The organism is aff. Roholtiella sp. LEGE 12411, assembly GCF_015206995.1.
Taxonomy (GTDB): domain Bacteria; phylum Cyanobacteriota; class Cyanobacteriia; order Cyanobacteriales; family Nostocaceae; genus Komarekiella.
Genome location: NZ_JADEXR010000032.1, coordinates 1 through 23,756 on the forward strand (window position 1 = coordinate 1; position 23,756 = coordinate 23,756).

Below are 23,756 nucleotides of genomic sequence, written 5' to 3' on the forward strand. Positions count from 1 at the left end.
AATTGTCAAAAAAAGCACTACAAAATCCCCAAAACCAACGCCACAATCTGCTTAACTCTTCGATTTTCAATTTTGGAGTGTAAAGCTTGTGACTCACTTATCCTGAGTTACTTTGTCATGCGTTTAGTCTAAACTCCAGTAAACCATAAGCATGGACGATAGTCTTTTGATGTGAGTGGATCGTGCTAATTTTTAAATTTTAGATTTTGGATTCAGCAGAAAATTCAATTTCAAATCCCAAGTTTAGTGACTACTCCCCACTGGCTGTTGGGTAGAGAATTTGTAGAACAACTAGTGTCATATCATCGGTATTTTGCTTATCGGAACCGATAAATTGCTGAACTTGATCAAATAGGTAATCCACAATTTCCTGTGGGCTATTACAATACTTACAAGCCGTGTTGAAGGCAGTAATGAAATTGTCTTCATCGAAGCGATCGCCTCCTGCGGCAGCAGCATCTGTCAAGCCATCTGTGTAGTAAATAATTGTATCCCCAGGCTCTAACTGGGCCTGAGCATCCTCATATTGGCTGTTAGCATCTAAACCGATCAACATTCCCAAAGTATCCAAACGGGTGACAGCTTTTGTCGCTGCGTGCCACCACAAAGGGGGATTATGCGCTGCATTGCTATAAGACAAAATTTGGCTTTGAGGATTATATTCTGAGTAAAATAGGGTTACAAAACGGTGAGAATTTTCCAAATCCGCATACATAACACGATTTAAGTTTTGCAGAATCCCTGCTGGGGAATTACCATGTAGAACTTCTCCCCGCAGCATTCCCCGCATCATAGTCATAAGTAGCCCTGCGGGAACCCCTTTACCCATGACATCCCCAATTACTAAACCCCAGCGCCCAGTTTCCACACTATCTTGAATAATTGGCTGAATCTGATTGTGATTGGTGGGAATAAAGTCGTAATAGTCTCCACCAACACGGTTAGCAGGTTTACAGCGTGCAGCAAGAGCTACACCAGGAATAGTAGGGCATTGACGTGGCAAAAGTCGCCGTTGAATTTCTGCACCAATTTCTAGTTCTTGGTCTAGGCGTTCTTTCTTCCTTAGTTCTACGGCTAGTTCGTCGTTTTCGATCGCTACCGCTGTTTGGTCTGCCACTAACCTAACTAACTTTTGTCTGGTTTCTGTCCAGCTATATTCAGGATCGCGGCTCAAGACATACAGCCACCCTCGTTCAGTATGCTTCACCAGAATCGCCGTGCCAAAGATTTGCACATCTGGCCCCAAGTAGCGATGCATCTGGTCATCCAATATCCCTGTAGCAGCTGCTAGAGGAACAGTGTTAGGCACAAGCGTAATCTGACTGCTAGCTATTTCCAGCGCTTTGCGGATATTTTTACGCTGGCGACTATCTTGCCAGTGTAGTTGCTCTAATCTGACTTGACCATTAGGTTTGTAGAGAAACAGAGCACTACCGTCTGCATCTGTAACCCTTGTTGCCATTAGCGGAATCAGCTCCAAAAACTGATTTAAATTATTGAAGCTTCTTAGAGCAAACCCTAAAGAACTTAGTAAATCTTGGATTTTGTTTTGTTCCCGGTGCAACCGCGCCACGAGTTCTTTTAACGCCACGACTGGTGTGACATCTGTCGCGGCACTACTATTGCTGTCAGTGGGTTGAGAGGGCAGTTGAGACACAGGCACAGGTTCTATTGCACTTGATATCAGCAGGTTTTAGACTTATAAATCCTTTGGCTTTGGCATTGCTAAACCATATTGAGACAAGAATTGTCACTTTAGCAAGAGTATAAAGACGTAAGGTGTAACTTTTATGAGTATTGTATTTGCTTGTTGCATTTATTGCTAAATATTAGGAATTTCAAGTAATGTATTTTTAATCCAAATTAAAACAGTAGAAATCAGTATTTTTGGTGAAAACCCATAAAATTGCCCATTTTTTCATAACTTAATTACTGGATCATATATCTAAAGTCATAAAAATACTTTAATAAAAGAATAATAAATAATTCTTCGAGAGTAACTGTTTAGGCTGAGAAAAGAGATTAGGGACTTGTGGGATAAGTTTGTACAGTTACTTTTACCACTTACTGGCACTCTTATTTTAATAAGTGGTGCAGATGCAAATAACCTTTCAAAGATTTAATCTATATACCATAACTGCCATGACATTCGCTAGATTATTTTTTCTATTTTTGAATTTTTGATTTCGGAAATTTTTAAATGCTCAAATATGTATTTTAGCTTACTCAAAAAATAACCAAAACTCACCTCTTATATCAGAGCTACTAAAATCAAATTTAGGCTTAAAGCTTAAAACTATTGAGATAGATTAAAGTTATGTAGAGCAGGCTTTTAAAGACTTGTTGAATGGTTTACCCATTATTGTTTTTATATTGCACCCAATTAACAATTGCTATATGACTCATTTTGGTGTCATCTGCCCCGCAGCCACTGGTCATCTCAACCCCATGACCACATTAGGTCGTGAACTAAAACAACGCGGTCATCGCGTTACTGTATTAGGAATTCCTGACGCTCAATCCAAAACACTGGTAGCAGGATTAGAATTCAGGGAAATTGGTGGCTCTGAGTTTCCTGCTGGCATAAGTCAAGAATCATTGGCAAAGTTGGGGGAACTGAGTGGGTTGGCTGCTCTCAAGTACACTATCTATCTGGTACAACAGTCAGCGGCTATGTTACTCCAACAAGGCCCAACAGCAGTTAAAGAAGCAGGTATAGAAGCACTGCTAGTAGATCAGGTTTCGCCAGGGGGAGGGACTATTGCAGATTACTTAGGTATTCCCTTCATTTCTAGTGGTGGCTCTTTGCTCCTCAACCAAGAAGAAGGAGTTCCTCCTTTTTTCACATCTTGGAACTATAGCCCAAATTGGTGGGCGCGTCTACGTAACCGAGGAGCTTATTATTTATTTGACCGCTTTAGGCTACCTATCCGGCAGCTGGTGAATGAGTATCGCCAAAGGTGGAAATTGCCCTCTCACTCTTATCCTAACGATCAATACTCCCAACTAGCCCAGTTGAGTCAACTACCTGCCGAGCTTGACTTCCCCAGGCAGGAGTTACCCCAGTGGTTGCATTACACCGGCCCATATCATAATCCAAGCAGTCGCTCCCCTGTCCCTTTTCCTTATGAACAATTGACTGGACAACCGCTAATTTATGCCTCTATGGGTACTATCCAAAATCGTCTGCTAGAGATTTTCCAATGTATTGCTAAGGCTTGTGAAGGGTTAGATGTGCAATTGGTAATCTCTTTGGGTGGTTCAACCAGTCCAGAGTCCCTGGCAAAATTACCCGGTTCACCCTTAGTTGTAGAATATGCACCTCAGTTGGAATTGCTTCAAAAAGCCACTCTCACTATTACCCACGCTGGCCCAAATACTGTTTTGGAGTCTTTGAGTAACGCTGTACCAATGGTAGGCATTCCAATTACCAACGATCAGCCAGGAACAGCAGCACGTCTGGCTTGGGCGGGGGCTGGGGAGATGATACCCCAAGCTCGCTTGAGTGTCCCCAGGCTGCGAGAAGCAATTAAGCAGGTGTTGACAGAAAACTCTTACAAACAGAATGCAGTTAGATTACAAAAAGCCATTCAGAGCGCAGGAGGAGTAAGTCGAGCTGCTGATATTATCGAACAAGTAGTTTCTACAGGTAAGCCTGTCTTAGCTCAAACTCGATAATAGAATTATTGGCGTTGCTGAATTGAAGTATGAAATTCCAAAATCAAGTGTTAAAAATTCTTATCTTTGCGCCTTTGCGTGATACTAAATTCATACTTTTAATTAGTAACGCCGAATTATTTTTTCGCTGGAATATCTGCGGTTCAATACACCTAACCGGATTTCGATAGGGATTCGGCTGGAAAAAGCGGACGTATTTATTAATATTCCCACCGTGATTATACACTGATGCTGATGATGTTTCGCCACGGTCTGAGGGTAGGGGAAGCTGTAGGCTCTAAATTTGCGCTGGGATGCGCTGATGTGGGACGAACGTCAGATTTTCATCACCAGTGAAAAGGGTAGTGACTCTGGGGTGCATCCCTTGAGAGACGATGAAATAACCTTGCTCAAGGAACTCAGAGAGATGTTGCCTGATAGCAAGTATATTTTCGTTTCCTAACGCGGTGAGGTGATGTTCACTGATGCGGTGCGAAAGCTAATTGGGCGGCTGGCAGCGCAGGCAGGGCTTGATATCAAAGTTCACTGTCACATGATCGCCATGCCTGCGTTTACTAAGTAGTCGGACAAAAATATTTACAGTTATTGTATAATTAATTTTGTCTGACTTCTTAGCCATCTGTACTGAGATTTAGTTCCCCCCAGTGTAATCCTTGCTCAATCGCCAATAGTGATGGAAAGTTGGTTTTCCCCAGGTGCGGTGGGCGACCACACCTATGGAGTTTTGACAATTATGGCCAACAAGACCTAGGGCATATTCGGGGAATGACTTCGGTTGGATGGCGTAAGTATCGGGATCACCGCTGACTGGAACCAATACCCAGGTCTGCAAATCACTTGCGCTTTTCCGTTGCAACCTTGGGTATCCGTCATCCCCAGGTTTGGCTGGGGCTTGGAGATACAACTGCTCCTTGTAGGTGAAATCTTTCTCGAAGCTCTGGATTAGGTAAGTGCCATCAGTCTGCTTGACCAAATTCCACAGGTGTCCTTGGTATCCTGCATTAGTATTAGGAGGATCAAGGCTCCAAGTATGGATATAATCGTTGACATCGGGATTGTAACCTATAGCTTGGAAATAAGTACCAGTTACTTGGTGAATCAACATCCAGGTACCGGAAACATTTTCTGGGCGTGTCATTGGAATATCCTCGTTAGGTTCAATGGGTGGTAGTTCTGGAACAGAACTTGGAACTGTGATTTTGACGGTCTTGCCGCCGATAACTTCGCCGTCAACTACGACGTCAAGGGAGCCGTTGAAGACCTGAACCTCGCTGGTGGCTGCTACCTTACCAATCCAGGAAACGTCAAAGCTAATTTGATGGTCTTGGTTTCTGCTCAGGGGACCGTGACCGACGGTAGGTGCGATCGCTTGCACAAAAGATGCCGTGGCACCCCTGGCTACCAGACTGACGTTGCCGATCACAGTGATCTGTGCTGCCAATTCAGCAGCGATCGTCTCCACAATTGTATTTGCACTGACACCTTGGACAAGTTTGCAACCCGTCGCCTTGGCAATCCTTGTCCCTTGTCCTTTGATGCCGCCAGGATCGCCGCACCATTTCTGATACCCGTTATCTTTAGGCACAGGCTCGTCGTCCAGCCCCTGCGGGGCCCTAAAGTTGATGTTCAAGCTCAGGGCTAGCACTTTGATCTTCTCGGCGACTAACTTAGCAGTGACCGATGCCTCGGTGATGTCGTAGGAGAGTTGGGAGATTTGCTTGCAGATTGAGTCGTGACCGGCGGCGTCACCAAACCAGACGATAATCCGCTTGGCATCAGCACGCCAACCGATATTGCCACCTGGTGGTTGTGCCACCTGATCGAGTGCATAGAACTGAGCTTCTGGAGTGTCTTGACCCGAACTGGTCGTCCAGGTATCGACTGCCGCTTTGATGTCAGCGATTTTAGAAGTCAGGCTATGCTGGTGCTTGAAGGCGTAGGGATGCTCGTCAGTAACCGGAGCAGGAAAGTCTTTATAGTCGCCAACCCCGAACCAGACATCGGATCCTAGAGCCTGGATTCTGGTCATCACATCTAGGATGCCACTCTTGACGGCATTGAGCGCCGACCTCATGCTACCGGTCGTGTCTGCGAGAAAATAGACATCCACTTTGGGGACTACCCCAGATTTCGGGATAGTGACTTTCACTACTTCGGCGAACTTTTGATCTATGGATAGGGTCAGATCGTTCGTTGCAGGTGAAACCTGAATCGGAATACTCATTAATTTGAACAACTCCTTTGATCCAAAAGTTTTACCTTGTTAATTCTTTGAATTTAATTACTAAATGACCATCTCACTTTTTATTTATCTTTTTCAGAAGAATATAATTGTTTATATTTTTGTTCTCGGTAGAGAATAAGTTAATTAGGAAAAAGAAGAAAAAATATGCGATCGCTAGACCCAGATCATCTGTTGTACCCCGTAAAAAACTAAGGAACCATCGCTACCTTAATTACCTTACGCGCCTTCATCTCACAAAACACCTGTTCTAAATCCTTCAATGGGCGCTGTTCGCTAATGAGTAATTCAAAGGTAATTTTGCAACTAGCTATCAGTGAAAGCGCGGATCGCACATATTCTGGTGTGTTATGAAATACCCCTTTGAGCGTAATTTCGCTGTAGTGTAACTGTTCTGTGTTGACGGTAATTGTGGTATCTCGTGGACATCCACCGAATAAATTCACCGTTGCACCGGGACGGGCGCAGGCGATCGCAGTTTCCCAAACACTTGGGACGCCAGTTGCTTCAATCACCACATCTGCACCCCATCCTTGTGTGAGTTCTTTCACCACACTGGGAATATCCGGGATTTGATGATAATTAAACGTTTGGGCTGCACCGAATTTCTTACCAATTTCTAGCCTGTGGTCATTACCTCCCCACAGTAAAACCTCAGCTTTCACACTCAAAGCCGCCACAAACATCAGCCCGATCGCCCCATCTCCCAAGACGACTACTCTATCTTTGGCTTGGACGTTGGAACGCGCTACCCCATGCAGCACACAAGCTAAAGGTTCGGTCATCGCTGCCAATTGCCAAGGCAACTCACCGGGAACCTTCAATAAATTATGCTGCACTATGGGTGCAGGGATTTTCAAGTATTCGGCAAAAGTCCCATTATTCCATGTCAAATTTGGACATAATGAATACTCTTGGCGTTGACAAAAAAAGCAGTTCATGCATGGGGCAGAATTGTTAGCAACGACGCGATCGCCTACTTGCCAACCTGTGACGCCTGCACCTACTGCTACAATTCTCCCAGCAGCTTCATGACCAAAAAGCGTCGGCAGTTTCAGCATCTTCGCATGACCACCACGACGCCAGACTTTCAAATCTGTACCACAAGTTGTTGCTGCTCCTACTTGGATTACCACTTCACCATTTGCTGGAGTAGGGTCAGCAACTTCTTCTAGACGTAAATCTTCTTGGCCATAAAGTAATGCTGCTAACAAAGCTTTAAACCTATCAACTAGATCCACCTGATTTTACCAGTTAGAGCTAATCGATAGGTTAAAACTCAATCAGTAGTCATCTATCCCATAACTTTGAAATTCTATGAATTTACAGCTGGTTGCGGAAGTACTCCCGTGTTTCGGGTTTCCACATTAGTAGGATTAGGTAGACGAGTTACAGTTAACAGCGGTACTTCTTGTCGGCACGACTGGCAAAACCAATACAGTTCACCATGACGGACATGACGCAGGAGGGAACCACCGCAACATGGGCAGGTGTTGGCTCTCATACTCATACCAATGTCCTCCTTAAAAAAAAGTTGTTGTTTAAGATGAGTAAAAAAAGTTGTTGATTAAAACTAGATTTTGGCTGCATGAATGCGACCATTCGATTTTATGCGGTCTTTGATAATTTGTCCGTAAACAGCTTCATAGCCGTTAACCATTTGGACAACGCTAAAATTGTTTTTTACATATTCTCGACAAGTTTGACGATTTAGTTCCAAAGCTCGTGGAATCATTGCTTGCATTTCTTCATAGCTTTGGCAGACAAAACCTGTTTCACCGTGGGCAATTACTTCTGGTACGGAGCCTAAATTCATAGCAATCACTGGTGTACCAGTGGCCATTGATTCAGTCATGACCAACCCAAAAGGTTCTTGCCAAGCAATGGGGAAAAGAGTTACGGCAGCATTGCCCAGAAGTTCAGTTTTTTCGGCGTGGTTGATTTCGCCTAGATATTCAATTTGCTGACCATCAATATGGGGGGCAATCTCTTGTTCAAAAAACTTAGAGTCTACTACATCAACTTTTCCAGCCATCTTTAAACGTCAACCACTCTGCTTAGCAATAGCGATCGCATGTTGTGGGCCCTTCTCTGGCGAAAAGCGTCCTAAAAATGCCAAGTATGGTGATTCTTTTGCTTCGGCTACAAACTTGTAATCTTTTAGTTCAATGCCGTTATAAACCGTGCCAACATAGTTGAGATTAAGTTGACGCTGCGCGTCACTAATGCTAACGTATGGTTGCTTTTGATAATAGCTAAATGCGTTACGGTTGTCTTTTGTAAAATTACCGTGCAGAGTATGCACAGTAGGGGTTGTTGTTACTAAACTCGCTAAAGGTAATGCCGAAATTCCTACATGAGAATGGATAATATCGAATTCCGTAGCATGTTGGTAAACTTGGCTTAGTTCCAGCATTTCATACACTGTATACTCTTTGATACTTGGGTCTAAGCGCAATGCCCGCGGACAAACTGCTTCTAACCGAGCCAAAGTTTGAGAATCGCCAGAGGCAAACAAAGTTACCTCATGACCACGACGAACTAGTTCATCGGTTAAGCGACTTACTACTAATTCAATTCCTCCATAATTAGGAGGTGGTACCCTTTCCCATAAGGGGGCAACTTGAGCGATTTTCATAAGTTGTTTTGGTTCAGTCGGTGAAATTGTCCTCAATGTAATTTATTACATTTTATGAGGCAGAGCATTTGTACTTACTCTTTTGATATTTAAATTAACCTAACTGACCGCTAAAAGCACAATATCGTTATCCGTACCGCAAATCTGCTACCGACAAATTTAAACCTGTCAGCAATACTTAACTACACTTGTTAAGTTACAGCTGATCGTTTACTAACTTCATCTATCTTGGGGATCATAACTCTATAGAATATTTTGTAGCAAAACCTACAAAAATGCATATTTTGTAGCTGAAAATACTAAATTATTAGATGGGATCAATTCAATCAAGTCTGCTTTTGGCGAAATAGGAAAATCAGGAAAGAAATTATTAATGTTAAATAAACGTGCATAATTTACATAATTCTTAATTTAAACTTGGCTCAATACTGTTAATTAACTAATGAAAATCGCTACTTGGAACGTCAACTCGATTCGCATTCGCCTAGAACAGGTTATCGATTGGTTAAGTAAAAACCCCGTTGATGTCCTCTGCTTGCAAGAAATCAAGGTTGTAGATGCCGAATTTCCGCGATCGCCTTTTGAGCAATTGGGTTATCATCTTTATTTATCAGGGCAAAAATCTTATAACGGCGTAGCCCTAATTAGCCGTCAACCGCTCGTAGATGTTAGTAATGGATTCATAGCGTTTCTGCCAGAACTACAGCCAGAATGGGATGAGCAAAAGCGGGTGATTACAGGCGTATTAGATCAGATTCGGATTGTAAATTTATATGTCCCCAATGGCGCAGCGGTAGGAACTGAGAAATACGAATACAAACTGTGCTGGTTGAAAATACTGCGGGAGTATTTGCAGTTACTCCTCCTATCAGAACCTGCCATTTGTCTGTGCGGCGACTTCAACATTGCCCTAGAAGCTAAGGATATTCATGAGCAAGTTAGTACAAACAATCACATTATGGCATCCGAACTAGAGCGCCAAGCTTTAAGGGATATTCTGACTCTGGGATTTGCTGATGCTTTTCGCCAATTCACCACAGAAGGTGGACACTACAGCTGGTGGGATTATCGCGCTGCTGCCTTTCGTCGCAACTTAGGTTGGCGGATTGACCATCACTATCTTACATCTGTACTTTCCGAGCGAGCTAAAAGTTGCATCATTGATGTAGAACCTAGAAAACTAACCCAACCCAGCGACCATGCGCCGGTAATTGTGGAATTTGAGATATGAGGGGAATGGGGAATGGGAGACGGGGGATGGGGGATGGGGAAAAAGAGAGTTAGAGGTGTACGCAGTTTTTTCAAAAATTAAATAGTAATCCTATATATATTTAGTGTAAGGATATCTTGAGCGTGGTAACTAAGTATACAGATATGCTCAGATTTCATGTTCAAGTATTCAGTGAGTTTTTTGAGAGCGATAAAAACGGAAGTATTGATTTTAGGTATTTAATATGTTTTTGGTAACTGGAGCAACGGGAGGAATTGGTCGCAGAGTTGTACGACTCCTACGTCAACGGGAGCAATCCGTACGGGCTTTTGTCCGCCTTACTTCGCGCTACAGCGAGTTAGAACACCGGGGTGCAGAAATTTTCATTGGTGATTTACGTCTGGATAAAGATATCCAAAAAGCTAGCCAAGGCGTCCAGTATATTATCAGTGCTCATGGTTCTGATGGTGATGCCCTATCCTTAGACTACCGCGCCAATATCGAACTCATTGACCAGGCAAAAGTTAACGAAGTAGAACACTTTGTCTTTATTTCCGTACTGGGAGCCGAACGGGGGTATGAAGATGCTCCGACGTTCAAAGCCAAACGGGCAGTAGAGCAATACTTGGAAGCTAGTGGTTTAAATTACACTATTTTACGCCCAGCTGGATTAGCATCAAATTTGCTGCCATTAGCAGAGCAGTTTCGTGAAACTGAGTTGTATTTGCTCATCGGCGATCGCAAAAACCGGACTTCAATTGTCAGTACCGATGATTTAGCAAGGATAGTGGTGGATTCTGTAACAACTGAAGGCGCTCGCAACCAGATTTTACCCATCGGAGGCCCGGAGATTTTATTACGAGAGGATATTCCCCAAATATTTAGTCGGATCTTTAACAAAGAACCAGTAGTAATTAACTCACCATTATTTGTTATTGATGGGTTACGGAGCGCATTGGGTTTATTCAATTCCCAAGGACAAACAGCTTTGGGAACCTATCGGACATTGCTAGCAAATGAATTTTTCTGTACAAAAGAAGAAATTGCTAATTTAGAAGCGATTTTCAACTTCCAATTGGAAACCTTAGAAAATTTTCTGCGACGTTATCTAGCAGTTTAGGGCATGGGGCATGGGGCATGGGGCATGGGTACAAGGAAGAATTGTTGAACAGGTCTTTTTGTGATCTACCTTCTCTCTTCTCAATGCCCAATCCCCAATCCCCAATACTTCTCTACGAGAGGCTGCGCCAACGACTTCTCTACGAGACGCTACGCGTTAGCGGAGCTTTCGCTTTAGCGATACGCTCAGTACAAGTGCCCAATGCCCAATGCCCCAATGCCCCAATGCCCCAATGCCCAATGCCCAATGCCCAATGCCCCAATCCCCAATCCCCAATGCCCAATAATTTAAAATCCAAAATCTAAAATTCTATGAGATCTCCCATAGCTACAAATGCTGCTCAAGCACGTCAAACAAAAGAGCGTTTCGCTAAACCAGAAGAACAACTAACTTATGAACTGGGGAAAGCTGTACAGGAATTGCCGCCCCTTTATACCAGATTATTAGCAGGGACAATTAGCGTCATAGTCTTTGGGGCGATCGCCTGGGCGCACTTCTCAAAAGTCGATGAAGTGGCGACAGCGCCAGGGGAGTTAATTGCTTCTACACAAGTAAGACCGGTGACATCCTTGGGTGGTGGCTCAATTGTGGCTGTCAGAGTGCAAGAAGGCGATCGCGTTACCAAAGGTCAAATATTAGTTCAAAAAGATCCAGACTTGCAAAAAACCGATGTTACTCGCCTAGCTCAATCTACCAAATTGATTCAGGACGACTTGCAACGTTTGGACGCAGAACGCACTGGTGCTAAACTTGCTGGGACGAAACTACAAGATGAACTTTTAAACTCTCGTCTGCAAGACTATCAAGCGCGTCAAGCAGGAGCGGAAGCCGAAGCAAATCGCCAATTAGCGCTCATTGATCAGGCGAAAGTCCGCTTGACCCGATTGCAAGACAATTTAGTCAATGCTAAAAGCAGTGTGGGTAACGCTAAAACAAATCTGGCCAACGTTGAAAGTATCCGAATTAAAGTTGAAAGCGTGTTAGCGATCGCTCAATCAAGAGAAGAAAATCTACGCACCCTAATTTCTCCTGGCGCTGTTCCAAGAGTTGATTACCTGGAGGCACAAGAAAGATTAGTTCGTGCGAAGACAGATATTACGAAAGCACAAGATGAAGTAATTAACGCCCAAAATAGAATAACAGAGGCTCAAGACAAAGTTACATCTTTAGAAAAAGATATTGCTGCCCAAGTCCAAGAAATTCGCCAAGCCGAACAAGCCTATCAAACCGCACGTAACCAAGCCCAGCGTGTAGCATCAGAACGCCAAAGTGAAATTTTGACGCTAATGAACAAGCGCAAAGAAGAACTTACCACTGTTCAAGGTGAACTAGAACAGGCGAGAAAGCAACAAGCTTTAGAAACTATCGAGGCTCCCTTTGACGGTACGATTTACAGAGTCAAAGCCACTAAGGGCCCAGTGCAATCGGGTGAAGAATTGTTGTCGATCTTACCCGAAGGAGAAGAGATGCTGTTAGAGGTGAAAGTTCTTAACCGCGATATTGGGTTTATACGTCAGGGGATGAAGGCAAAAGTGAAAATGGCAACTTTCCCCTTCCAGGAATTTGGCACTATTGCAGGTGAAGTCGTGCAAGTTAGTCCAAATTCAATTGTTGATAAAGAATTAGGCTTAGTCTTTCCCACAAGAATTAAACTGAACAAACATTCCGTTAACGTCCAGGGTAAAAATGTAGAATTTACACCAGGGATGGCAGCAACGGGTGAAATTGTTACTCGGAAAAAGTCGATTTTGACATTCATCACTGAGCCTGTAACGCGGCGTTTTAATGAGGCATTTTCAGTGCGATAGGTTTGCTATTGGGCATTGGGCATTGGGGATGGGGCATTGGGCATTGATTACCTTGTCCCCAGTCCCCAGTCCCCGGTTCAAATAATACCCAATAATTTTTTATACACCTCTAATCGTCGTTGGATTATCGCTATTATGTTGCCAAAATTAGGATTACTGCCATCTTTATTATCATTATTGCTATCTGGAAAGTTGGTATTGGTACTTAGAATCATTTCATAGTCTTGGGATTGCAACCATGATGCTGGATTAACCAATCTGTCATTACTTTCAAGTTGAGAGATCGCGTTCAAGTTATTGTCTGGTGTCAGATAATTTGCCGTTTGTGTGTAGGTGCTTAGCAACTTGTCGTTAGACATCGCCTGACTCACTAAAGAATCAACATTGAAACTATTAACACTAGAAATTGTAGTTGGTGTCAAATAGTTTGTCTTCTGTGCGATGGACTGACTCACTAAAGAACTGACGTTGGAACTATTAAAACTAGAAGTTGTAGCTTCTATACTATTTCCAGCCGTCTCTGTGACAATTTGACGTACTTGGGCATCAGTCAGATTGGGGTTTGCACTGAGCATCAGGGCAACTACACCAGCAACGTGGGGAGTTGCCATAGATGTACCACTATGAATGCCATACTGATTTCCTGGGACTGAGGAGTAGATATCAACGCCTGGAGCTGTAACATAGCTAATTTCATTCTCACCAGATCGATTAGAGAAATCGGGCATTTTGTTATTGCGATCCACGGCTCCAACTGCAATACCCGACTTGTTTGCATAATGAGCAGGATAGTCTGGTGATGAGTCGCCATCATTACCTGCTGCCATGACAACAATCACTCCTTTGCTGCTAGCATATTCAACGGCTGACTTGAGAGTTCGGTTAGAATAATTGCTTCCTAGGCTGAGGTTAATGACATTAGCTCCATTGTCCACAGCATACTTAATGCCATTAACTATAGAAGAAGAGGAACCGGAGCCAGAATCATTCAAAGCTTTGACTGGCATAATCTTGGCATCATAAGCAACACCAGTGACACCATAGTTATTATTCTCTCCTGCGATCGTGCCAGAAATATGGGTGCCATGACCATTATTATCTTGGGTGTTGTTATTGTTGTTGGCAAAGTTCCAGCCATAAACATCATCAATATAGCCATTGCTATCATCATCTATGCTGTTCCCAGCAATTTCCTTAGTATTCGTCCAGATGTTATTTTTTAGATCCTCGTGGTTGTAGTCAACTCCAGTATCTACAACAGCAACAACAACACCCTTACCTGTATAGCCATGTGCCCAAGCTTCTGGAGCTTTAACAAGATCTGCTCCCCAATTATTACCACCAACCTCAGGAGCATCAGCAAAGGTATTCTGACCAGCAGCTTGAGCTACCGCCGCCGCTGCATTAATCAAGCCATAGCCAGTGGTGGAGTTATAGTTTCCAGTACTAGAAGCATTAACGTCAATAACATTTTCTGAACTACTACTATTGAGTAACTGCACATCACCATCATCTGCTTCTAGGCTATGGATAGCTGAGTTGAAGCTACTACGGCTGCTGGGGCTGAACGTGTAGTCATCCTTAATATTGAAACTATCTACTGAGGAAATAGGAGTAATATTTAGCCCTTTATTCGACAAAGAATTTTTACTAATATCATCAATGGGCATAAGTATTTTCTCCTCAAAGATAGCAATCTTTTTTTGACAGATTAATCTGTTAAAACCTTTTTTCATCAAAGGTTTTAATTCTTGAACAATCTTCTATTGCCAATAATTACTATGAAATCTGATAGTAAAATGCTAACTTTATTACAAAAAAACACTATGAAAAGTGTGATTCTTATTAAGAGTTGATTTATCAAATGAATCTTAAATCTGTAAAGTGCGTTAACGGAGTAGAACGCAGCAAATTTTATACTTTATAAAAACTATTCATAGCTCATTTATCAATACCTTTACTCTTTAACTGAAAGGTATTGGTAAAAGATTTTAATTTATGCCTTACTCCTTTAATTCAATACGCTTAGGATAAGACAATTTGCACGATCAATAATCTCTGTATAAACGTTGCAATACAACGTCTCTACTTATCCAAAAAGTATTAATTTCCTTCGCAGTACTACAAAAAAAGACAACAAATACCTGATTCACAACACACCAAACTCACTGCCCCTGCAATACAAGTATTTGATTTAGAATTAATTATCTGATATGTCTGGCGTCTGTGTATCCGTCTTGTGCTGTTTAGTATCTTTTCGGTGTTTCTCTTCTTTCCATCTGCCTGTTTTGCGTGCGGCTTCTGTCAGGAGATACTCAATTTGAGCGTTAACGCTCCTTAGTTCGTCAGAAGACCATTTCTCCAGCACTTCGTATAACTTAAGGTCTAAACGCAGTAAAAACCGTTTTTTCTGGCTCATGTCTTAGGTGTAAAGGCTGCCAGTGTTAACCACTGGTTGAATATTCTGTTCTGAGGTTAAGACAACCAGCAGATTGTTAATCATAGCGGCTTTGCGTTCATCATCCAAGTCAATGATTTGTCGTTCGCTGATCCGTTTTAGTGCTTCATCAACCATCCCTACTGCACTGTCAACAATTTGTCGCCGTGCATCAATCATTGCTTTGGCTTGTTGACGACGCAGCATCATTTGGGCAATTTCTGGAGCATACGCAAGATGAGAAAGTCTCGCTTCTAATACCTCAACTCCCGCAACTTCCAGTCTCGCTTGCAATTCTTTTTGGAGAAAAAGCGCGATTTCATCAGGTACTGCACGCAACGAAGGAAGTGATTGCTCATCAGGCGCATCATAAGGATAGCGGATTGCTAGGGTACGGATCGCTGTCTCGCTCTGGATGCCGACAAATTGCTCGTAGTCATCAACTGCAAATCTAGATTTAGCTGATTCTACTACTTGCCACACTACTACGGCTGCAATCTCTATCGGACTGCCTTGGGCGTCGTTTACTTTTAATATTTTGCTGTTAAAGTTGCGAACCCTTAGAGATACTTGGCGTTTATTGGTAAAAGGATTAGTCCACCAAAAGCCTGCTTCCTGCACAGTACCAACATAACGCCCTAAAAAGACTAGTACTATTGCCTGATTTGGCTCAACCGTAAAGAAACCAGACCACGAAGGAATTACCACTATAAGCAATGTCGCCCCCAACCATGCCCCTATTTCTGCTAAATCGGCAAAATCTTCCACCTTAAGGCTTCTGCCTAATACTTCTACTAATCCCTGTATTGTTGCCCAAACCTGCCAACTACCAAAAATGGCTAAAGCTAGGATGATGCTCAAAGCTAGGAAGCCGTTGACTTTAAAGGCAGGAAATTCCCCGATTTGCTGCTTCATTATTTACTCTTACGATTTGATTGTTTTTATTATCAAAATGATATCACAATAATAGCGAACCACAGTAGATGCCCAAGCAGCATTCATCAGAAACAGAAATAATAGTGTTTCATTTGAAGGTTGATATGTATGGCAAAAGGAAGGCGAATGGAGCTTAACTCTATTCGCCAAACAGTGTGCTGACAGCGTTTTTCAATTGTGTGAACTACAAATCCAAAACCCAAATCCACGTAGAGACGCGTTAGCGGAGCGGCACGAAGTTATGGCCTATGCAAACGTAAAATCGCTGTAAGTCACCTTTAAATATGTATGTTCATTTAGATGTTTGCTTGCTGACGTTGATATAGTGACCAGTACAAACCCTTTTGTTGCAACAGCTGTGAGTGAGTACCACGTTCAGCGATTACGCCTTGTTCCAATACCAAAATTAAATCAGCACGTTTAAGAGGGGCAAAGCGGTGAGCGATCAGAAACACAGTACGGTTGGCAGAAATTTTTTGTAGGTTTTGCAATACCTGTTGTTCAGTTTCACTATCTAAAGCACTGGTAGCTTCATCTAAAACTAAAATTGGCGCTGGAGAAAGAAATAACCTTGCTAGGGCAATGCGTTGTCTTTGCCCACCAGATAAAGCTGTCCCGCGTTCCCCTACATTGGTTTCATAACCGTAGGGTAATTGACTGATGAAGTCGTGTGCTACGGCTAGTCTAGCAGCTTCTACTACTTGCTCGGCGCTAATGTCAGGATTACCGAGAGTGATATTTTCTAAGATGGAGCCATTGAATAAAAAGTCTTCTTGGAGAACTACGCTAATTTGTTGTCGCAGTGAGGCTAAATCGGCACTTTTAATATCAAAACCATCAATGAGAATGCGTCCTGATTCAATTTGATAGAGGCGTTGCAATAGCTTAGAAAGAGTACTTTTCCCAGAACCGCTACGTCCAACAATGCCAACGAACTGTCCTGGTTCTGCATTGAAGGTGATGCCTCTAAGGACTGGTTCAACGTTCTGTTGGTAGCGGAAAAAGACTTGCTCGAAGGTGACTTGACCTTTGAGGAGTGGTAAAACTAGACCAGTTCCAAGTTCAGCTTCTGGGGCGACGTTGAGAATGTCACCAATCCGGTCTACGGAAAGTAGGACTTGTTGCAGGTTTTGCCATAACTGCACTAGGCGCAAAAGTGGCCCTGTGACTCTACCAGACAGCATTTGAAAGGCAACAAGCTGACCAACAGTGAGCTTCTGTTCGATGACTAACTTAGCTCCAAACCAGAGAATCAGCATAGTAGAAAAATTGGTGAGAAAGTCACCAATATTGCTGCTGATGTTGGAAGTGGTAGAGGCTTTGAAACCTGTGCGAATGAATCTGGCGAATAAGCCTTCCCAGCGATCGCGTGCTACTGGTTCGGCTGCATGGGCTTTGACGGAGTGAATTCCCGTCATTGTCTCCACTAGAAACGATTGACTATCAGCGCTACGGTTAAACGTTTCGTTGAGCCAGTTGCGAAGAATTGGTGTTGCAACTATCGTCAAAATGGCAAACAGTGGCAGTACTGCTAACGCTGCAAAGGTGAGTGGTACATTGTAGTAAAACATCAATGCTAGGTAGACCACAGCAAAGATGCTATCCAGAATCACGGTTAATGCTGTACCGGTGAGAAACTGGCGAATTTGTTCGAGTTCCTGGACTCGTGCTACTGTGTCTCCGACGCGCCGCGACTCAAAATAAGCTAAAGGCAAACGCATCAGATGGCGAAATAGCTGTGCTGATAAACTCAAATCTAAGCGACGGGCTGTATGAGTAAATATGAATAGGCGCAGAGTACCGAGTATGGCCTCAAATATGGCTACTAACAAAAGTGCGATCGCCATGACATCCAATGTTGCCAAGCTCTCCTGCACCATCACTTTATCAATAACGACTTGTGTAATCAGTGGTGTTGTTAACCCTAAAAGCTGCAACGTAAAAGACGCCAGCAAAACTTCACCTAGCAATCCCCGATATTTCCAAACTGCTGGTGTGAACCAACCGAGGTTAAATTTTTCTTGTTTGGATATGAGTTCTGCTTGCCACAGTTGCCCATCCCAGGACGCCTCAACTACCGACTGCGGTAAGCTTTCACAAGTTTTATCAGGATTTAGAGGATTAGCGATAATTAGGCGATCGCCTTTTACCCCATAAGCCACTACCCAAGAGGGAGCCTGGAGTGAGTCAGTATTCCACAGCAATAAGACTGGAAATGACAACTGTCGCAACTCACGCCAATTTACTTGCAACCGTCGCAACAGCAACCCTAACTTTTCCGCTGCTTCCACAACATGTTTTGGGCGTTGTCCTCTAAGTTGGCGTTGTACCCATTCCAGTTGCACAGAATTTTCTAACTGTTGCGCCGCCATTGTTAAACAAGCAGCTCCTGTATTCCAGCTTGCAACAAAAGGATAATTTGGGATTACCAGAGTGGAGGAGTGGGGCTGTGGAGGAGTGGAGGAGTCGGGGAGTCGGTGAGTCGGGGAGTGAGAGAATGTTTCCCTATCTTGCTCTGCGTCTTTTAGTCCCCCTTGCCAAAACTCTTCTATTTGTGGATTAGAAACTTCGTTCCACAGTGCTGTTTCCCAACACACTACTACCACTTCTTTACTAGCAGCTACAGCTTTACAATCTACAGAAAGCTTTTGTAAGTCGCCAAACCAATCCCCTACCTCCAAGGCTGCTAATGGCTTGCCAGTATTTTCTTGTTTGAAGTTTCCCCGGACTTCTTTACGCAAGCGAACTTTACCAGCCGCAATAAAAAATTGGGAACCTCCGGTTTCATTAGACCAAATTTTTTCCCCAAGACGATACTGACGGATTTCTGAGTGATTTTGTAATCGGGATTTTTGTTCGGGCGTGAGCCAGGTTAGGGGTGGCTGATTCCAAGGTAAAGAGGCTAGCACGCTTAGTAAAGATTCATTATTCAGAATTTTTAACTCACTTGTAATTTCACCGTCAGTTTTTGAATTTTCTCTGCTAGCCATTTCTCAAACAACTCATTTTGTAGTGCTTGCTTTAGTTGAGTATCTTCTAAAGACGCTGGCAGAAATTGTTCTACTCGAAACAAACCATAGCGTCCTTCTAGTTCTACTGGCCCTACTAATTCTCCAGGATTTGCCACATCAACAGCTGCCCGTAGTATATCTGGTAGACTTCCTCGGCTGATTGGCCCCATCATGCCATGCACAATTCGGTCATCTGCAACTGAATACTCTTTAGCTAATTGCTCAAAGCTACCTCCTTCTTCGATTTGGGTTTGTAGTTCTTCACTGAGTTCCCGATTCTCAACCAAAATGCGAGAGAGCACTATTCGATCCAGAAAAATTTTACGTTCAATAAAATATTCTGGGATTTTTGGTTCGGTAACTACAGCCTTCAGCTTTTCTAACTTGAAGCCAAAAACGACTGATGCGTGAAAGGTAGCGTAGTTTGTGTTGTTTTTGTTTAACCACTCTTGAAAATTTTGGGGATCGGCTAGTTGATTTTTCAGCCTAAAATCAATAATTGTCTGTTCAGTTAATGCTGGAGTAATCTCAATATCATCTCGCGTTTGTATTTCCTGTTCAATTACGCGCTGGCGGAGAATATCTTCAATAAATTGTCCCAATTTTCCAGAGGCTTGCAGGTATTTTACTACTTCCTCCATAGAAATCGGCTGGTCATTGATGGTCAAAAAGGATGAAGATTCCATGAACTAATTACGTGGAAATGGTTAAACACTTAAGCATCTTTCAAATTAAATCATATAGAAATTAACTTGTCATTTATGGATAAATATGATAAAGATTTCGTAAACTAATGACATATAAATGAGTACAAAGTTATGTGGCTAATAAATAAAATAATTTAGTTTTATCGCTGGTATAGTCTATGCTAATCCGATTTGATTGGTGAACTGACTTATGGAGACAGCGAATAGGGAACAAATGGGCGGTGTAGGTTTGCGTTCCCGAAGTTGTCTCAACGGGGGGAACCTCCGCACGGCACTTCTGTTCGCTCTACTTTTCAAAACTGATTTTGGATTTTCCCCAGCATTCAAAGTCGCTTGCTCTGAGACTTTTTTTTGGTTAAGAGCGGGTTATGTAAAAAATCTTTTGTAGATGTCAAGTCAAAAATCAGGCAATGATAGTTGTCCATGTCCAGGCAAGTATTATTGCTGCGATCGCACCAATTAATGTGTTAAAAATATTTACCACTTCGTTAGTCAGCCAGGCATATTTAGATTGCAGCGTTGCTCCAATCACACTTTCTAAGTTGGTGGCAATAAACGCTGCCAGCACACACCAAGCGATTCCCCATAGATCAATTAAACCAACTCCCCAACCCACTAAAGCGATCGCAATTGATGCCACTACACCGGCTAAAGTTCCCTCTAAGCTAACCGCTCCTTCTGTTCCACGCGATACTGGTTGCAGTGTGGTAATCAGAAATGTGCGTTTCCCGTATGCTTTACCAACCTCGCTAGCAGTGGTGTCAGAAAGTTTGGTGCTGAAACTCGCCACATAGCCTAACAATAGTAGGGATTGGGGACTGGGTAAGAGAAATCCTGAATTTATTATTCCTATTCCCAAAGCACATAGCGCCCCAGTCAAAGCTGAACCCCAGACATTTTCTGGGCCTCTTGCTCCAGAACGCTTTTCGGCAATTCCTTCTGCTTGTTTTTGGGCCATACCGATGCGGGTAACTCCAGAACCAACCAGAAAATAGAACATTACTACTACATATCCTTTCCAGCCCAGAGTTCCCCAAATTAGTACGCCTAATAACCAAGCGTGGAATAATCCAGCCGGGGTAAGCAATTTTTTGGGAGCGATCGCAGCTATGCCCAACAAAATTGTGTTTAAACTCACTCCAACTAACCAGGGATTCACAGAATTAATTAAAGATATCATCAGTAATCAATCACGAGTAGTTTTGCTAGAATCTTACATTTAAAGCTTAACCGTTTGACCTCTAGCTTCTGCAATCTATGTAATATGTTTATAGTAATCCGATTTGATTCGTGAACTGACTCGTAGAGACAAGAGAATGGGGGATAGGGAATGGGGGATAGGGAAAAAAGGGAGTTAGATCTGTACGCAGTTTTTTCAAAAATCAAATAGGAATCCTATATATTATTTACTGAATCGCGATCGCTCTGAAAGCTCATTGTAAAAATGCAGGCAATATCTTGGAATCGCTCCTGATAGAACTTTGGTAGCAGATCACCGCCAAAAGCCACGTCGCAAACCACAGGGCGTTTACGTCCGGACTTGGCCATAAGAATATAAGTTAAAGTCAATTAAAACTGTGTTTACGCTGACCGTAACTGAATTTTATTAACATAAATTCTAAATAGTATCAACCACCAGTCTGCTCGATGCAAGTTATGAACCAAACTTTATTTCATCTTGCTTTCCCTGTGAGTGATATTGCTCAGACAAAAGCATATTATGTTGATGGCTTGGGCTGCATTCCCGGTCGTGAAAACCACCACGCCCTAATTCTTAATCTCTACGGTCATCAACTAGTAGCTCACCTCACCAAAGAACCCTTGTTACCCCAACGTACTATCTATCCCAGGCACTTTGGGCTAATTTTTACCCAAGAACGTGACTGGGAGGACTTATTAGAAAGGGCACAACTACAACAGCTAATTTTTAGAGAAGAACCCAAAAATCGCTTTGTTGGTTTTCTTCTAGAACATCGCACTTTCTTTTTAGAAGATCCCTTTTATAACTTGATGGAGTTCAAGTATTACCGCTACCCAGAGGCAATTTTTGGAAGTTATCAGTATGCCCAAATTGGGGATAAGACTTAATCGGCTCTGTCAATGCTTGTGCAACTACTGCTAAACTCCTGGAGTCTCTCAGCATCCACGGGTGCATCGCTACTGGCACTATTACTTCTTCTCCAACAGGCATTTGTGAACTGTTTGCTGGTAGAATCATTAAATCATAGGGCGTCCAAATAGAGGTGAAATTGATCTGCTTTAACATGGCAGCATCAGAATTCAAATCTTTGAGAAAAATACTATTTGGACGCATTTGTACGCATCCAGGACGCTGAGAAGCATAGGCAATCATAGTTCCATAATGGGGTGAGGATATAGTAATGAACCGCTGCACGCGTTTGATTCCCCCCAGTCGTTGCACATAGTAACGGCTGACAATTCCTCCCATACTGAAGCCTACCAAATCCAGTGGTTGTTCTGGTGCAAATGTGGTGGCAACGTAATCGGCTAACTGTTTTGCCAATTCATCAAGACCAACCTCACCATTATTGGGCACTAGGTTCAGGGTATATATAGACCAACCCTGTTGTTTTAAATAGTCTGTCATTTTATAAAAAACCGCCCCCGTGTCATCAATGCCATGTGCTAATAAAACGGGATTGCGCTGTTGATTTCTAGTATTCATCTATAAAGTTCGGCTGAGTCTAATCTGTAGAAAATTTAACTGAGTATTGTAGCTATCTGCCAACAGGCTATGACACTCCTTCCACTGGTTAACAACAAACTAGAACTTACGCATTGACAAGAAATACCAAGTATGATTCAAGCGGAAAAACCAGATCTTTCGTAAGGGCACAGCATCGTCTATTGACCATCGCAGGATAAATAAGAAAAGCCTGAAACAACCTATTTTAGTTAATTCACATCACGATGCATTTGTACAGTGCGTAAGTCCTACAAACCATTAATCCACTAAAATTAACTGTCTACTAAATAACGAAATGTTAATTTTTGTTAAGTCTACTTTTAGAATCTTGCTCTTAGTTACAGTAAAATTTCATAATTAGTTCTCGGTGTATACAGGTTGCAAGTAGTTGCAAGAAAGAGTTGAGAACATTTGCCCTGTAGTGTTACTACAATGTTAATTAAGCACAAACCTTAGGTTAAGGGTTGTCACCAAAATAAAGTGGCGTAAAAAAATGTAACATTAAGCCGTAATTTTTAATAATTGCGGTCAAACTCCAGATAGTTAAGAGGCAGGAGCAATTGTAATGATCGGTTTTATCAAAAAATTAATCACCAGTATTCTGGGTTTCGTGACTGGGCTATTACCTGGAAAGAAAAAAGGCAACGGTTACTACTTAGAATTAGACGAATCTAAGGATGCCAAGCCGCTGGATGCTGCTAAAGAGGCAGTTAAAGATGTAGCATCGAGTGCGAAGAAAGCTACGGAAACGGTTGCATCGAATGCGAAGAAAGCTACGGAAATAGTTGCATCAGATACACAAGTTTCATCCAAGCCAGATTCATTAAACGGAACAAAAACCGCTGCCGCTAAGACTAACGCAAAAGCAGCTAAAGAGACAAAATCAGCTAAAAAGGCAAAACCAGCTGATGTTGAGTTAGTCCAGACAGCCGAGGGTCTTAAAATTGAACCTGGCAAAAATGCAAAAGCCGCAGCAGTCAAAGTACTCAAAGAGCAGCCAACTGAAACCACCTTTGCACCCAAATATCTTGCTCCTTCGACCACTAACTCTAACGGTCGTCGCCGTCCAGGGGCAAATATGAGTGCTTATCTCGAAATGGCTCGTCAGATTAAGACTCCTCAGCAAAAGTAATCAAAGAGTAGCCAGATAAAACTACCTTTGTGCTCAAATATCTCGCTCTTGCGGTTACTAGCTCTAACAATCTTCGCCGTCCAGGGGCGAATATTAAGTGCTTACCTCGAAATGGCACGTTAGGCTAAAA

Annotated in this window: 20 protein-coding genes and 2 pseudogenes; 7 read left to right on the forward strand and 15 right to left on the reverse strand. The window is 42.7% G+C overall.

What is annotated here, in order from left to right; genetic code table 11:
- Positions 1 to 250 precede the first annotated feature (250 nt).
- Positions 251 to 1,663 (reverse strand): PP2C family protein-serine/threonine phosphatase, encoded by a 1,413-nt coding sequence (locus IQ246_RS09850; RefSeq protein ID WP_194002470.1) that lies wholly within the window; start codon positions 1,661 to 1,663, stop codon positions 251 to 253.
- Between the two features lie 734 nt (positions 1,664 to 2,397).
- Between IQ246_RS09850 and IQ246_RS09855 the strand changes: the two genes are divergently transcribed.
- Entirely contained in the window at positions 2,398 to 3,678 is a 1,281-nt protein-coding gene (locus IQ246_RS09855; RefSeq protein ID WP_194002472.1) for a glycosyltransferase, read from the forward strand.
- Between the two features lie 301 nt (positions 3,679 to 3,979).
- Positions 3,980 to 4,120, forward strand: a complete 141-nt coding sequence (locus tag IQ246_RS30235) for a hypothetical protein (protein WP_244141973.1) — start codon at positions 3,980 to 3,982, stop codon at positions 4,118 to 4,120.
- A gap of 189 nt (positions 4,121 to 4,309) precedes the next feature.
- Here the strand turns inward: IQ246_RS30235 and IQ246_RS30240 are convergent, their stop codons facing one another.
- From IQ246_RS30240 to IQ246_RS09880, 5 genes and pseudogenes are all read right to left on the reverse strand, one after another.
- Complete coding sequence (locus IQ246_RS30240) at positions 4,310 to 5,263, reverse strand: hypothetical protein (protein WP_244141974.1); 954 nt, start codon at positions 5,261 to 5,263, stop codon at positions 4,310 to 4,312.
- A gap of 207 nt (positions 5,264 to 5,470) precedes the next feature.
- Positions 5,471 to 5,902 (reverse strand): annotated as a pseudogene (locus IQ246_RS31245) (hypothetical protein); the annotation flags it as partial.
- A 209-nt stretch (positions 5,903 to 6,111) separates the two neighbouring features.
- Complete coding sequence (locus tag IQ246_RS09870) at positions 6,112 to 7,134, reverse strand: zinc-binding dehydrogenase (protein ID WP_194002551.1); 1,023 nt, start codon at positions 7,132 to 7,134, stop codon at positions 6,112 to 6,114.
- A gap of 101 nt (positions 7,135 to 7,235) precedes the next feature.
- The gene (locus IQ246_RS09875) at positions 7,236 to 7,430 is read right to left on the reverse strand and encodes a hypothetical protein (protein ID WP_194002476.1); all 195 of its coding nucleotides are present in this window, start codon (positions 7,428 to 7,430) and stop codon (positions 7,236 to 7,238) included.
- Positions 7,431 to 7,493: 63 nt separating this feature from the next.
- A pseudogene (locus IQ246_RS09880) lies at positions 7,494 to 8,558 on the reverse strand (glycosyltransferase family 4 protein).
- A 442-nt stretch (positions 8,559 to 9,000) separates the two neighbouring features.
- Between IQ246_RS09880 and xth the strand changes: the two are divergent.
- Positions 9,001 to 9,789: an exodeoxyribonuclease III gene (xth, locus tag IQ246_RS09885; protein WP_194002478.1), complete on the forward strand. Its 789-nt coding sequence runs from the start codon at positions 9,001 to 9,003 to the stop codon at positions 9,787 to 9,789.
- 223 nt (positions 9,790 to 10,012) lie between these two features.
- On the forward strand, positions 10,013 to 10,888 hold the full coding sequence (locus IQ246_RS09890) for an SDR family oxidoreductase (protein WP_194002480.1): 876 nt from the start codon (positions 10,013 to 10,015) through the stop codon (positions 10,886 to 10,888).
- A gap of 139 nt (positions 10,889 to 11,027) precedes the next feature.
- On the opposite strand, the gene IQ246_RS09895 is transcribed toward IQ246_RS09890, so the two are convergent.
- Positions 11,028 to 11,186: a hypothetical protein gene (locus IQ246_RS09895; RefSeq protein WP_194002482.1), complete on the reverse strand. Its 159-nt coding sequence runs from the start codon at positions 11,184 to 11,186 to the stop codon at positions 11,028 to 11,030.
- 13 nt (positions 11,187 to 11,199) lie between these two features.
- Here IQ246_RS09895 and IQ246_RS09900 point away from each other — a divergent pair, with 13 nt between their 5' ends.
- The gene (locus IQ246_RS09900) at positions 11,200 to 12,696 is read left to right on the forward strand and encodes an HlyD family efflux transporter periplasmic adaptor subunit (protein ID WP_194002485.1); all 1,497 of its coding nucleotides are present in this window, start codon (positions 11,200 to 11,202) and stop codon (positions 12,694 to 12,696) included.
- Positions 12,697 to 12,773: 77 nt separating this feature from the next.
- On the opposite strand, the gene IQ246_RS09905 is transcribed toward IQ246_RS09900, so the two are convergent.
- The 7 genes from IQ246_RS09905 to IQ246_RS09935 all read right to left on the reverse strand — a co-directional run bounded on the left by IQ246_RS09905 (position 12,774) and on the right by IQ246_RS09935 (position 21,335).
- Positions 12,774 to 14,366: a S8 family peptidase gene (locus IQ246_RS09905; RefSeq protein WP_194002487.1), complete on the reverse strand. Its 1,593-nt coding sequence runs from the start codon at positions 14,364 to 14,366 to the stop codon at positions 12,774 to 12,776.
- Positions 14,367 to 14,896: 530 nt separating this feature from the next.
- Positions 14,897 to 15,115, reverse strand: coding sequence for a hypothetical protein (locus IQ246_RS09910; protein ID WP_194002489.1), 219 nt, complete (start codon positions 15,113 to 15,115; stop codon positions 14,897 to 14,899).
- 3 nt (positions 15,116 to 15,118) lie between these two features.
- On the reverse strand, positions 15,119 to 16,048 hold the full coding sequence (locus tag IQ246_RS09915; protein ID WP_194002491.1) for an SPFH domain-containing protein: 930 nt from the start codon (positions 16,046 to 16,048) through the stop codon (positions 15,119 to 15,121).
- A 317-nt stretch (positions 16,049 to 16,365) separates the two neighbouring features.
- A complete protein-coding gene (locus tag IQ246_RS09920; RefSeq protein ID WP_194002493.1) occupies positions 16,366 to 19,059 on the reverse strand; it encodes a peptidase domain-containing ABC transporter in 2,694 nt (897 codons plus the stop codon).
- Positions 19,008 to 19,766 carry a peptidylprolyl isomerase gene (locus IQ246_RS09925; RefSeq protein ID WP_194002494.1) on the reverse strand — a complete coding sequence of 253 codons (759 nt, stop codon included), beginning with the start codon at positions 19,764 to 19,766 and terminating at the stop codon, positions 19,008 to 19,010. The genes IQ246_RS09920 and IQ246_RS09925 overlap by 52 nt, the downstream gene beginning before the upstream one ends.
- 424 nt (positions 19,767 to 20,190) lie before the next feature.
- Complete coding sequence (locus IQ246_RS09930; RefSeq protein ID WP_194002496.1) at positions 20,191 to 20,967, reverse strand: TIGR00297 family protein; 777 nt, start codon at positions 20,965 to 20,967, stop codon at positions 20,191 to 20,193.
- Positions 20,968 to 21,182: 215 nt separating this feature from the next.
- Positions 21,183 to 21,335, reverse strand: a complete 153-nt coding sequence (locus tag IQ246_RS09935) for a hypothetical protein (protein ID WP_194002498.1) — start codon at positions 21,333 to 21,335, stop codon at positions 21,183 to 21,185.
- A 108-nt stretch (positions 21,336 to 21,443) separates the two neighbouring features.
- Between IQ246_RS09935 and IQ246_RS09940 the strand changes: the two genes are divergently transcribed.
- Positions 21,444 to 21,875 (forward strand): VOC family protein, encoded by a 432-nt coding sequence (locus IQ246_RS09940; protein WP_194002500.1) that lies wholly within the window; start codon positions 21,444 to 21,446, stop codon positions 21,873 to 21,875.
- On the opposite strand, the gene IQ246_RS09945 is transcribed toward IQ246_RS09940, so the two are convergent.
- The gene (locus tag IQ246_RS09945) at positions 21,805 to 22,473 is read right to left on the reverse strand and encodes a triacylglycerol lipase (protein ID WP_194002502.1); all 669 of its coding nucleotides are present in this window, start codon (positions 22,471 to 22,473) and stop codon (positions 21,805 to 21,807) included. The two genes, IQ246_RS09940 and IQ246_RS09945, sit on opposite strands and share 71 nt — an antisense overlap.
- Before the next feature lie 586 nt (positions 22,474 to 23,059).
- Here IQ246_RS09945 and IQ246_RS09950 point away from each other — a divergent pair.
- The gene (locus IQ246_RS09950; RefSeq protein WP_194002504.1) at positions 23,060 to 23,626 is read left to right on the forward strand and encodes a hypothetical protein; all 567 of its coding nucleotides are present in this window, start codon (positions 23,060 to 23,062) and stop codon (positions 23,624 to 23,626) included.
- The last annotated feature ends 130 nt before the right edge of the window (positions 23,627 to 23,756 follow it).

Excerpts from the sequence above, each read along its gene's own strand:
- IQ246_RS09890 (WP_194002480.1), top strand. The coding sequence starts at position 10,013 with ATGTTTTTGGTAACTGGAGCAACGGGAGGAATTGGTCGCAGAGTTGTA.
- IQ246_RS09855 (WP_194002472.1), top strand. The coding sequence starts at position 2,398 with ATGACTCATTTTGGTGTCATCTGCCCCGCAGCCACTGGTCATCTCAAC.
- IQ246_RS09925 (WP_194002494.1), bottom strand. The coding sequence starts at position 19,766 with ATGGAATCTTCATCCTTTTTGACCATCAATGACCAGCCGATTTCTATG.
- IQ246_RS09905 (WP_194002487.1), bottom strand. The coding sequence starts at position 14,366 with ATGCCCATTGATGATATTAGTAAAAATTCTTTGTCGAATAAAGGGCTA.
- IQ246_RS09930 (WP_194002496.1), bottom strand. The coding sequence starts at position 20,967 with ATGATATCTTTAATTAATTCTGTGAATCCCTGGTTAGTTGGAGTGAGT.
- IQ246_RS09950 (WP_194002504.1), top strand. The coding sequence starts at position 23,060 with ATGATCGGTTTTATCAAAAAATTAATCACCAGTATTCTGGGTTTCGTG.
- IQ246_RS09920 (WP_194002493.1), bottom strand. The coding sequence starts at position 19,059 with ATGGCTAGCAGAGAAAATTCAAAAACTGACGGTGAAATTACAAGTGAG.
- IQ246_RS09940 (WP_194002500.1), top strand. The coding sequence starts at position 21,444 with ATGAACCAAACTTTATTTCATCTTGCTTTCCCTGTGAGTGATATTGCT.
- IQ246_RS30235 (WP_244141973.1), top strand. The coding sequence starts at position 3,980 with ATGTGGGACGAACGTCAGATTTTCATCACCAGTGAAAAGGGTAGTGAC.
- xth (WP_194002478.1), top strand. The coding sequence starts at position 9,001 with ATGAAAATCGCTACTTGGAACGTCAACTCGATTCGCATTCGCCTAGAA.
- IQ246_RS09910 (WP_194002489.1), bottom strand. The coding sequence starts at position 15,115 with ATGAGCCAGAAAAAACGGTTTTTACTGCGTTTAGACCTTAAGTTATAC.
- IQ246_RS09945 (WP_194002502.1), bottom strand. The coding sequence starts at position 22,473 with ATGAATACTAGAAATCAACAGCGCAATCCCGTTTTATTAGCACATGGC.
- IQ246_RS09915 (WP_194002491.1), bottom strand. The coding sequence starts at position 16,048 with ATGAAGCAGCAAATCGGGGAATTTCCTGCCTTTAAAGTCAACGGCTTC.
- IQ246_RS09900 (WP_194002485.1), top strand. The coding sequence starts at position 11,200 with ATGAGATCTCCCATAGCTACAAATGCTGCTCAAGCACGTCAAACAAAA.
- IQ246_RS09875 (WP_194002476.1), bottom strand. The coding sequence starts at position 7,430 with ATGAGTATGAGAGCCAACACCTGCCCATGTTGCGGTGGTTCCCTCCTG.
- IQ246_RS09935 (WP_194002498.1), bottom strand. The coding sequence starts at position 21,335 with ATGGCCAAGTCCGGACGTAAACGCCCTGTGGTTTGCGACGTGGCTTTT.